At 43.6% G+C, this 12,152-nt stretch carries 7 protein-coding genes; 1 reads left to right on the forward strand and 6 read right to left on the reverse strand.

Features of this window, described 5'->3' with window-relative positions; all coding sequences use genetic code 11:
* Window positions 1–35: 35 nt before the first annotated feature.
* From ACEW8F_RS12105 to modA, 3 genes are all read right to left on the reverse strand, one after another.
* Complete coding sequence (locus ACEW8F_RS12105) at window positions 36–1,109, reverse strand: sulfate/molybdate ABC transporter ATP-binding protein (protein ID WP_373483727.1); 1,074 nt, start codon at window positions 1,107–1,109, stop codon at window positions 36–38.
* A 4-nt stretch (window positions 1,110–1,113) separates the two neighbouring features.
* Complete coding sequence (gene modB / locus ACEW8F_RS12110) at window positions 1,114–1,797, reverse strand: molybdate ABC transporter permease subunit (protein ID WP_373483728.1); 684 nt, start codon at window positions 1,795–1,797, stop codon at window positions 1,114–1,116.
* Between the two features lie 102 nt (window positions 1,798–1,899).
* On the reverse strand, window positions 1,900–2,694 hold the full coding sequence (gene modA / locus ACEW8F_RS12115) for a molybdate ABC transporter substrate-binding protein (RefSeq protein WP_373483729.1): 795 nt from the start codon (window positions 2,692–2,694) through the stop codon (window positions 1,900–1,902).
* 308 nt (window positions 2,695–3,002) lie between these two features.
* Between modA and ACEW8F_RS12120 the strand changes: the two genes are divergently transcribed.
* The gene (locus ACEW8F_RS12120; protein ID WP_373483730.1) at window positions 3,003–3,524 is read left to right on the forward strand and encodes an excisionase family DNA-binding protein; all 522 of its coding nucleotides are present in this window, start codon (window positions 3,003–3,005) and stop codon (window positions 3,522–3,524) included.
* Between the two features lie 75 nt (window positions 3,525–3,599).
* Here the strand turns inward: ACEW8F_RS12120 and dxs are convergent, their stop codons facing one another.
* The 3 genes from dxs to ACEW8F_RS12135 form a co-directional block, all read right to left on the reverse strand.
* Window positions 3,600–5,501, reverse strand: coding sequence for a 1-deoxy-D-xylulose-5-phosphate synthase (gene dxs, locus ACEW8F_RS12125; protein ID WP_373483731.1), 1,902 nt, complete (start codon window positions 5,499–5,501; stop codon window positions 3,600–3,602).
* Window positions 5,502–5,638: 137 nt separating this feature from the next.
* A complete protein-coding gene (locus ACEW8F_RS12130) occupies window positions 5,639–8,362 on the reverse strand; it encodes an EAL domain-containing protein (RefSeq protein WP_373483732.1) in 2,724 nt (907 codons plus the stop codon).
* A 143-nt stretch (window positions 8,363–8,505) separates the two neighbouring features.
* On the reverse strand, window positions 8,506–12,152 hold a 3,647-nt coding region (locus ACEW8F_RS12135), incomplete at its 5' end, for an InlB B-repeat-containing protein (protein ID WP_373483733.1).

Genomic DNA, 12,152 nt, shown 5'->3' on the forward strand with positions numbered 1-12,152 from the left:
TTCCTGTTTTTAATCATAATAAAATGGTGATAAATTTATTGATCAACAAAGAAAACAAATTCCGGATTGATGTAAATGACAAATGGTTCACTGCGCTCAACTAACTGATTGCGTTCTTCCCTGCTGATTTCACATTGAATATGAAAGTCATGTATCGATTCCGGTCGGGAACCTATTTTTAAATACAGCGATGTTCGAAAGGGTCCATCGCTTTCATCCGCAATCCAAACCTTGAAACAATTATCTTGCGGGCAATCCTGCTCATCCACCAGCTTTACCTGATTGGCTCGGACCCCCATATAACCAAACTCCGGTTCTATTTTCATCGCCGTGGAAAGAGAAATATCCCACTGGGGTATGTGCAGGCGATTTTCAGAAAGCCGGGTTGCTTCCACAATATTTTTACAGCCGGTTATTTTTGCGGTTTCCAATGATGCCGGCCATTTAAAGATGGCATCTTTCTGTCCATAGATTTCAACTTTCCCGGTATTGAAAACGGCGATATAATCAGAAAGGCGGTAAGCTTCCTCACGATTATGGGTGACAAAGAGGGTCATTCCGTGAAACTCTTTTAATAACTCTGACATTTCCCGCATCATGTGATTTCTGAGATGCACATCCAATGCTGAAAATGGTTCATCCAATAAAAGAATATCCGGCTCAACCGCCACCGCTCTGGCCAGGGCTACCCGTTGCTGCTGTCCCCCTGAGATTTGGCCAGGATATCGTTTGCCGATATCACCCAAATGATATTTTTCCATCAGGGCACTGACCCGATTCTTTTTTTCGATCTTAGATAGCTTGTCGAGTCCGAAGGCAATATTTTCCGCAATGGTCATATTGGGAAAAAGGGCGTAGTTCTGAAAGAGGAATCCCACCTTTCTTTCCCCCATGGAAAGGTTGATTTTTTTTTCTGAATCAAAAAAAGTTTTTCCGTTGATCACAATTTGGCCTTCATCCGGTTTGACCAGTCCAGCGATGCATCGCAACAGCATACTCTTTCCCGAACCAGAAGCCCCTAAAATTCCAATAACTTCTTCCTGTGACTGAAGTTTGACATCAAGCTGAAATCCATAGAGCTTCTTTTTTATCGCAACTAGAAATTCCATCTGATCACCCTCCCAAGCCCCGCTGTTGATTCTTTTTGTGACTTTCCCAATAGTTATTGATAACCAGAACCGTCAGTGAAATGGCAAAAATAATCAGCACCCAGATCAGAGCTACTTGCATCTCTCCGCCCTGGGTTGCAAAATAGATGGCAATGGGAATGGTTTCGGTTTTTCCGGGAATACTGCCGGCTACCATCAGGGTTGCCCCAAATTCTCCAAGGCAACGTGCAAAGGTCAGGGCAGTGGCGGCAGCAATCCCCGGCCTGGCAACCGGAACCGCCACCCGCCAGAATACTTTGGCTTCTGAGGCTCCCAATGTTCTGGCCGCGCTGAGAATATTAGGGTCAATTTGCTCAAAAGCTCCCATGGTGGTTTTATACATCAGTGGAAAGGCCACCACGATGGCCGCAATCACCGCGGCGTACCAGGAAAAAATAATATTCACGCCAAAGATTTCCAGAAAATTACCAATCGGACCGTTTTTCCCGATCAGCAAAAGAATGGCAAATCCTGCCACGGTCGGTGGCAAGACCAGGGGAAGTGTCAGAATACCATCGATCAGGCCCTTCCATCGGCCATTATAATTTGTCATCAGCCAGGCAATAATAAGACCCAGAAAAAAGACAATGGCAGTGGCTGTCAACGTCACCTTTATTGATATCCATGCTGGTGATAAATCAAAATCCATCCAAGCCACCCCCTCACTTTCTTAATAAACATTTATTCCAAACCTTAAAATTTCGATACAAAATAATTATTCTGCTAACTTCTATTTTATCACATCAGTCATTTATAAAATAGTGAAACCATATTTTTCAAATACTTCTGTGGCTGCATCACTACTTAAATAATCAACAAAAGCGGTTGCTGCCTCAGCATTTTTGCTGGCTTTAACAACTCCGGCAGGATATACTATAGTTTTATGAGAATCAGCTGGAGCTATTGCCGCAACTTTTACACTGGTAGATACCTTAGCATCAGTTGAATATACCACCCCAGCATCCACATTACCAGTTTCAACCCAGGTTAACACCTCTTTAACATCTTTACCATTAATAATTTTACTCTCAATCTGATCCGTTATCTTATAAAAGTTAAAGACATCTACTGCATATTGACCAACCGGAACACTGGTTGGTTCACCAATACCAATTTTAGTAATTGGTGGATCGACAAGTTGGTCAAAACTGGTGATGGTGGTTGTTGAGTCCTTCGGTACAACCAGAACGACTTCATTCCCCAAAATATTCTTGACGGTATCGTCACTCATCAATTGAGCGTCTTTTAAAGTTGTCATATCCTTAGATGATGCCGACATAAACACATCAACCTCTGCGCCTTGTTGAATCTGCTGGGCCAGGGATCCGGATGATCCAAAATTAAGGGTTAGCGTGGTATCAGGGGCTTCTTCTAAGTATAATATCTGAATTTCAGTCATAGCATCCTTCAAGCTGGCCGCTGCTGATATCGTCAGTGCCACCGGTTCAGACTTTGCTTCCTCCTTGGCCGTTGACTGACACCCTGCCAGAGCGAAAACCATTGATAATAATACAACCACTACAACTCCTCTTTTAAGCAACTTCATCTCGTTTCTCCTTTTCTTTTTTTTAGTTATGTTTTACCTTGTTTGACTATTTTTCATTATACAAAACAGAATTGTTTAAGTCAAATCATTCTGCTGTTTTTTTTTAGAACATTTTCATCCGTTTTTCATTAATTAGCTTCTTCTGACAGTTTTATTTCTTTCACATTGATTCAAGATTGGGTATAATAGAGATAAGTATACAATTGCAAAATCACTGTGCTTCGTTGTCTGTTTAAATATCGCAATTGACTGAAGTTCTATTGTTTCGCAATTAGTCAATATCAATAAAAATCAAAAGGAGGATCATAGTGAATGACGAACTTTTATTTACCCCTGAAGAAATCAGCAAAAAACTTAAAATAACTAAAAACACGGTTTACGAGATGATCAAACGGGGAGATCTTGATGCCCATCGCCTCGGCAAGCATCTACGCATTTCCCAATCCCAGTTCGAAAACTATTTATTAAAATCCAAGGGTTCCGCCAACCAGTATCAGGGAACAGTGTTTACAGAACAGGATGAACAATTCGTCAAACTTGATGATGTCAATATCCACGTTCATACCGATTTAACCGGAGACGTGAAGCTTTCCATCCGGCCGGAGGATATTATTCTCAGCCTTGAACCATTTACCAGCAGTGCCCGAAATATTTTTAAAGGCACCGTGGTGGATCTCATTGAAAATGATGATGGTGTGAAGGTTATCTTAGATATTGGTATCCCCATCATGTCCCTTATTACCAAGAAATCGATGGAAAACATGAAGATCAGCAAGGGTTGTGTTCTTTATGCGGTTTTTAAAACCATGTCCATCAATGTTTGCAAATAACCATTCCACTGGTTGCATGAATTTTTTGTAATGAGCAAATCATCCTATCAAAATAAAAAACGGCTTGCGCCGTTTTTATTTATTTCCCAATATTCCCACAATCTCATCGGCAATCTGCTGTGGTAAAAAGCCGCAACATTCATACAAAGCAGAGAGATCGCCGTGTTCCATCAAGGGATTTTCAATGGCGCGAATCCGAACCTTACCTGGCTTGAAGTCCTCAGTCTGAGCAAATGCAGCCGCCAGCTTTTCGCCAATGCCGCCGCTTCTGATCCCTTCTTCCAGTACATAAACAAGCTTTGGCTGTCCCATCAATGAGATGATTTTCGGGATATTCAGCGGGTAAACCTTAACCAGTTTGATTAACCGGATCCGGTTATTTGCTGCTAATAATTGGATCGCTTCATAAACGTTTCTGGTAATTCTGCCATAGGTTATGATCACCATTTCGGGCTGATCGGGGTCATTATCCACTTCTATAAAATCCTGATAACTGAGATCGCCATCATCAATAAAACCGCTGCGGTCGTATGGCTGTTCGGCTCCTTTGGGATAACGGATGACGGCCAGCTTTTTGTTCTCAAAGCACTGCTTAAAACTCTGTTTCATTTCGGCATCGGTTTCGGGACTAAAAATTTCTATTCCCGGAATGGTCGACAAATAAGAACAGTCGTAAATACCCTGATGGGTAATACCGTCTCCAGGCACCAATCCACAACGATCCAAGGCCATAATCAACGGCAGCTTTTGAATCGCGGCATCATGAATCAGTTGATCATAGACTCGTTGAACAAAGGTTGAATAAATAGCGCAAACCGGAGTTTTTCCATTGGCTGAAAGGCCGGCAGCAAAGGTAACAGCATGTTCTTCGGCAATTCCCACATCATAAAAACGCTCCGGATGAGTTTGGCTGAACTGGTCCAGACCAGTGCCACCGGTCATGGCTGCGGTGATTGCACAAATAGAATCATTTGTGTTGGCCGTTTCAACCATGATTTTTCCAAATATTGCTGAAAAGCTGTTTTCTGATGCTTTTTTTGGGATCCCCTTTTGCAGATCGAAAGGACCTGACGAGTGATACATTTCCGGATGTTCCTCAGCATGAAGGTAGCCCTTGCCTTTGACGGTGTGGATATGAACCAGACAGCAGTTCGTTTTACTTTTTGCTTCACTGAGCACCGATTCCAATTTTTTTAGGTCACATCCATCAACAGGCCCCAGGTAATCCAGGCCCAGATGTTCAAAAAAGTTCTCAGCCACCACCCGCTTTTTTATATGTTTTTTTAATTTTCGGGTGCCTTCAACCAGACCATCGCCAACTAAGGGTATTTTGTGTAAAAACGACTGAGTCTGATGCTTCAAATTAAAATAGTTCTGACTGTTTCTGATTTTTGATAAGTAATTTGACAATCCGCCAACATTTTCAGAAATGGACATTTCATTATCATTGAGGATAATAATCAATCGCAGATTTTTTTTATTGCAATTATTTAAGGCTTCATAAATCATCCCATTGGTGAATGATCCATCCCCCACAATGGCAATGACATAATTATTCTTGCCGTCCAACTGATTGGCCATGGCCAGACCCAGCGCCGCCGATATCGAGGTGCCACTGTGCCCGGCCCCAAAAGCGTCTTTCTGACTCTCTTTGCGATTGGTGAACCCTGAGATTCCATTCCACTGACGCAGGGTATCAAATTCCTGCTGCCGGCCGGTTAACAATTTATGAGCATAACATTGGTGACCCACATCAAAAACGATTTGATCCTCGGGATTGTTAAAAACCCGGTGGATGGCCAGAGTTGTTTCTACGACACCCAGGTTTGAAGCCAGATGGCCGCCATTTTTTGACACCGTTTCTAAAATACGATCACGCAGTTCCCCAGCCAGATTTTGAAGCTCTGCATCCGACAGATTATTTAAATCCTGGGGGGATAAAATATTTTTTAATTGTTTCACTTTGAATCCTTTCATCGTTTCTTCCCCGCAACGACATCGCAAAAGGGATCATCGAAACAATCGCCATCAATCAAGCATTTTTTATTTTGGTCGATTCCTGTTTGCGAATCCGACTTGATGTATAATCATATCATATGAATTATTATTTTTCTTTAATCCCCATTGAGCGGAATCTTCTCTGCGATCAGCTTTTCAAAGTCATTTGGCAACAGGGGTTTATAAAAATAATAACCCTGAATTGCCTGACAGTTATTTTCTTTCAAAAACAAGAATTGCTCATAGGTTTCAACTCCCTCGGCAATCACTTTCAAGTCCAATTGTGATGCCAGATTCAGAATCGTTTTAGCAATATTTCCAGTGTCATTTTCCGGATAATCTTTAATAAATTCCCGGTCAATCTTCAGTTTATCAAAATTAAGATTCTGCAGGTATTTTAATGATGAATAACCGGTTCCGAAATCATCGATGGCTACTTTCACACCCAGAGCTTTGATCTTCTCCAACTGGCCCCTGATCCCATCCATGTTTTCCACCAGAATGCCCTCGGTAATCTCGACTTCCAATAATTCTGCCGGCATTTCATATTTTTCCAGCAGGTCTTTGATGATTTGGGGCAGATCTGATTTTTTAAATTGAATCGGGGATAGGTTAACGGCTACACCAATTTGCCGATTAGTCAGACTTTGCCATTTCATATTTTGTTTAATCGCTTCTTCCAGAACCCAATTCCCGATGGGGATGATTAAATCTGTTCTTTCAGCTACCGGGATAAACTGCCCCGGGCTAACCGATCCCAGATTCTCATTGTTCCATCTCAGCAGGGCTTCACTGGCGATGATTGCTTCGGTACCAACCTGGACTTGCGGCTGATAGGCTAAACTGAGCTCGTTCTTTTCAAGCGCGCTGCGCAATTCGGTTTCTAACTTCAGGTTATTGAGATAATTTTCTTTGATTTCTTTCTCGTAAAAAACATAGGTGTTATCACCGGTTTGAAGGGCATAGTTTTTAGCAATATTTCCATATTCAATGAGTTTTTCCAGATCCGCGCTGTCCTCCTGGAAAAGGGCGATGCCAATGGACACATTGAGATATATCTTCTCGTTTTCAATTTCCACCGGCTCTTTAAGATAGGTCAGCATTTTATTCAGCAGTTGTCCCATCTCCAGTCTGTCATTGCTGTTGATCCGGGCAATAACGAATTGGTCTTTGTGAAGAATTCCCAGCAGATCATCATCTCTTAAAAAGGTCTGAATCCGGAGGGATGCTTCCCGGATCAAAATGTTTCCGGATTTTTTTCCTAAATTATCATAGAGGGCGTTAAAATTTGTAACCTGAAGGACAATGATGGCCATACTATCGTATTGCTTGATGAATTCCCGGGTTTTTATTTCAAAAAGTATCTGGGTTGGCAATCCGGTCACCTCATCATAATGTTTAATTTTATTGATGGCCTCTTCAGTAATTTTCGTATTGGTTAAATCTTCAAAAACCTCCAGATAATTGCTTAAGGTATCGCTTTTGCTGTCAAATATTTTCGAGATGGAAACATATTTGGGATAGGTGGTGCCATCTTTTCTTTCATCCACAATTTCGCCCTGCCAATTACCTTCTTCTTTGACCGTTTTCCAGATGTTGCGGTAAATCACTTTCAGTTTTTCACTTGACTTGAAATCGACGGGTTTTCTGCCTAGAATCTCATCTTCCTGATACCCGGTGATGGTCAAAAACGCCTTATTGATATAAACAATCTTCATTTCAGCGTCCATAATCATAATGCCATCTCTGGAATTCTTAAAAATACTATTTGCAATTTTTTCTCGGGAGCTGGCTTCATTTTTGATCAGCAATAGTCCGGACACAACCAGGCTGATGATCCCTAAAACAAGAATCAACAAGGCGGAGATCAGCACAATGGTCCGGTTATCCTCATTGATAAAAATACCCAGAACATCTAAAGGCGCTGCCCCAACCAAAACCCAATGAAGATTCCGATAACCTTCAAGAGGATAAATAGGGGTATAAAAATAGAGATCCTTTCCATCATCAAAATAACCACTTTCGTTATTCAAAATGGCCTGCCAAATTTCCGGATTTTCCTGACCAAATGAAACCTCCTGCTGATCTGGATACACAAAAGAAAAGTCCTTATGGCTGTTTTCGCTTAATAAGTAATAGCCTTCATTATTTAGTAAAAGAATTTTCATATCCATGTTACTTTTCGAGTCATTCTCGATTTGATCCAACATATTTTTGGCCAGATAATTTAACACTAGAATTCCCTGACGTTCGTTTTTATCAGTAAATACTGGTAACACCAATCTCATCACCGGTTTGACGGGCATTTCGACTTCCTCTCCGTTCATACTCAAATCCATGGGTGAAATAAAAATCTCTCCACGGTTAAGCTTCATCCCTTCCTCAAAGTAGGTTTGATTACCTTTGAATTTTAATTCATTGTCCGCTACGGCGATCATCGTTCCATTATCGGCCGCATTCACCCGAACCTTCTCATAACCATCAACTCCGACAAACCGGATCGAATCATAGATGTTTTTATTGATCATCATATTGGAAAAAATCCGTTTTAATTCGTCCTGGTTGAGGATTGCCGATGAATTGCCGACATAGTTTTTTATTTCACTGGAGTTCAGAATAATATTTCCATCTGACTTGATATCTTCAAAAATCGAATTGACATTGACGCTGACAATCTCGCTATTATTCAGCTGTCTGATTTTAATAATATTTTTACCGTTTTCGATATTAATATTAATAAAGATCCCGGCGAAAACCACGACAATAAGCAATCCAGGCACAAAGATCATGACAAAATTCTTGAGCATTTGTTGGGTTCGTCTATTTTTAGAATCCATCATAACCGTCCTTTCAATTTCACTTATCAATCATTATACTAAACTAACCGAAGTGATGCAATCAAATACACAGCCCTTAAAAATCAATTAATAAAACACCCATGACCTTTTTTGATCATGGGTGTTCTCAATGTTAGCATGAAATTTTATCGCGTATTTCGCCCGGGGCGAGGAAGACCCGGTTTTCTGATGTCAGACGGCGGAACCGTCGAAAAGTGAGCTTCCGCATCCACCGATTCGGTGGCATCAAAGACCCAGCTGGCAGCGGTGCTGACACTGGCGCCAGCCACAAACCAGCCATCAAATTGATACCCGGTATTGGGAACGGCCGTTAAGGTGACCGCCTCTTCCTGTCCAAATGACCCGCCTCCGGATACTGTTCCCCCTTGTTCAGGAACCGCTTTGGCGGTGATGCTGTATTTTCCCTGGACAAAATGGGCGGTATAGGTTTTACTGCCATTAACCGTCATCTTAAAGACTGGTGATATCGCCCCTTTAATCCGGCCATTTTCATCAGACCAGTAGCCAAAGATATAACCGGACTGAGTCGGCACAGCTGTTAGGGTGGCCGTATCACCATAAGCATAGGTTTTCTGGCCAGTGATATAACCAGCACCTTTTGGATCAACATTGGCACTAATGTCATGGGTGGTTTTTTCAAACACCGCTGTTAAGGTCGTATCTTCAGATATTCTAAAAAGATAACTCCTTGCATTAGAAACTTTCAATCCGTTCTGATTGACCCAGTGGAGGAATTGGTAACCAGGGTAGGCAATTGCATAAGCCATTACATATTGGCCGGATTCGACTGTCTTTTCACCAGAAATAAGATCCCCCACCAGGAGCGCCTTGCCTTGTAAAACAGACTGTTCCGTCACGGTCAGCTTTACCGTCGCATTAGATTTAAAATGAGCTATCACCACGGTATCACCCGTGACCGTAAAGGTATAGACTGCATCCTGACTAAGAACATTCCCTTTCATATCAGTCCAGTTGGTAAATTCATAGCCATAACCGGGGATGGCTTCTACTGTTGTCTGATTCCCAACGATAGCATCCAGATGGTAGCCTCTGGCGATATTGCCACGAAGGTACTCTTCGGCCAGCGGAATAATTAAGGCCCCTTTAGTATTTTTAAAGGTTGCGGAAATAGTGATCGGTGCCAGATTAATCCAGTCTTCATTTAAGGTAAAGGTATAATCCCCGTCTGATGAAATACAGGACTGCGTTCCCTGGGCATCGGTTATCATCCAACCGGCAAAGCTATAGCCGTCTTTGGCAGTAGCCGATAAATTCACGGTGTCTCCGAAATTGTAATAGCCGTCCCCGGTGGCGGTACCACCATCGCTAACGGTCAGCTCTACCTGATAAACATCGGGTGTAAAGACCGCAGTTAGGTTGGTGTCTTTTGTCAGGGTAATGGCATCACTGCTTAAGCTTGAGACCTGTTCCCCGGTGTCTGCATCCATCCAGGCGGTAAACGAATAGCCAGGCAAGGCAACCGCTGAAATACTGGCCTGATCGGCATCTGAGGATGGATTGTAGCCGCCCTCACCAGATAGTGTTCCACCGGTAACCGGGTCAGCCATTAAAGTCAGGACAAATTCTTCGTTGCTGAAATCGGCTTCCAGATTGCGGTCGGCGGTGGCTGTGAAAGTATAGTTGGGTGTCTGACTCACGCATTGGCCGTTTTCAAACCAGCCCACAAATTGCGAGCCGCTGGCGGGTAAAGCCTTAAGTGAAACCGCGGCGCCAGCCGGATAGATCCCATCCGGATCGCTATTAGAAACCGTCCCTAGGGCCGGATCATTAACCGTGGTGGTCATGGTATAGGTTTGGGGGGAGAAACTGGCAGTCAGGTCTGCCTCCGTCCGCAGGGTAAAGGTATAAACGGCATCGGAACTCAACCGGTTTCCAGTGGCATCCATAAAGCCGTTGAAAATATACCCTTCTTCCGGGGTGGCCGTTAAGGTGACTGCCGTTCCATAATCATAGGTTCCCGTTCCCGATACAGTGCCGCCGCCATCTGGAGTGATACCAACATTCACGGCAACTTGTTCAAGCTTGAATTTGGCAAAAAGCACCCGTGAATAATAGGCTACGAAATCATATTCCGGGGTATCACAGACCTTTATACCGGCAATGTCATACCAGCCCACAAATTCATAGCCGGTAAATGGCACGGCGTTCAGATAAAATTCATCCTTTGTTTCAGAAGTCTGGTAAACCTTATAAACCCGTCCACCTTCAAGGGGGTCAGGAAAAGCCAGTGCCATGATTCCTTTGTGAGAAAAAGCGGCGACCAGGGTCCGGTCTTTTGCGGCGGTAAAGATATAGGCATCCTTCTTCTCGACTTCCTTGCCGTTTTCATACCATCCTTCAAATTCGTAGCCCTTCTTTTCTTCGGCTTTTAAGGTGACAGACTCGCCATTTGTAATGACCAGTCCAGTTTCTGGTATGTCTTTATCATCCGAAGTCACCGTGCCGCCCTCCACATAATCACATTGGACTTGAATGGTGACCGCCGCTTCGGCTTCAAAATTAGCGGTTAATGTTGTATTTTCAGTGACATCAAAAGTATAATCGGCTGTTTGCGAGACCACGGCACTGTTTTCATCGGTCCAGTTGGTAAAGGAATATCCTTTTAAAGCGGTAGCACTGACAGTTACTGAATCCGAAAGTTTATAGGGGCTGGTTCCGGTTTGGGTGACGGTTCCCTGGGTAGCATCTTCCGATTCTGCTGCCACGGTAAAAGCGTTTTCTTCATAACTGGCGATATAACTGGTATCCGCCGTCAAATCAAAGGTATATGTTTCTGAAGTAGAAGCCGGCACATCATCCGTCAAGGCGCTAAACCAGCCTTTAAAGATATAATTATCGGTTTCCGCATCATCCAGGGTTGCGGTAATGGTATGTTCTCCGGTTTGGGATAATCCGTTTCCGGTGAAGGTCACCAGGGTGTCCATTGTGGTCGGATCAGCCGTCAGGGTGACATTGGCACCCAATTCAAATTGGGCGGTGAGATTATGATCGGCGGTCACCGCTGTCAGAGTATAACTTTCGTCCTCGAAAACCTGGGCTTCGCCTTCGTACCAGCCATCAAAAACATAGCCTTCATTTGGCGTTGCTGTGACGGTAGCGTCATTTCCAACCGTGACCTGTTGAGTTGGGGTAACCGTTCCGCCTGCTTCCGGGGTGGCATTGGTGGTAATAGTGAATTGCTCAGTATAACTGGCGATGTAACTGGTGTCTGCGGTTAGGGCGAAGGTATAGGTTGCTTCGGTTGATACCGGTGCCGGATCGGTCAGATTGACATACCAGCCGTTAAAGACGTAATTTTCGGCTTCAGTATCTAATAGGGTGGCGGTGATGGTATGCTCTCCGGTCTTCGATAATCCGTCTCCGGTAAAGGTCACCAGGGTGTCCATCGCCACCGGGTCAGCGGTGAGATTTACCTCGAATCCCGCCTCAAATTGGGCAGTGAGATTATGATCAGCTTCAACCGTCTCAATGGTATAGGTTTCTTCCTCAGAGACTTGAACCTCATTTTCATACCAGCCGTCAAAGAGATAACCCTCATTGGCGGTGGCTGTCACGGTGACTGCTTCACCACTGACTACTTTCGTGGTGGGGGTAACCGTTCCGCCGCTCGCCGGGGTGGCACTGGTGGTAATCGTGAATTCCTGGTTGAAGTTGGCAGTTAAAACCGAACCTTCATCCGCTTCATCAACCAGAAATGAAATACTTTTTGCTGCCGGATCATCAATGACTACGGCACCCTCACAGGTCCAGT

The sequence above is a fragment of the Acetobacterium sp. genome (assembly GCF_041752335.1).
Taxonomy (GTDB): Bacteria; Bacillota; Clostridia; order Eubacteriales; family Eubacteriaceae; genus Acetobacterium.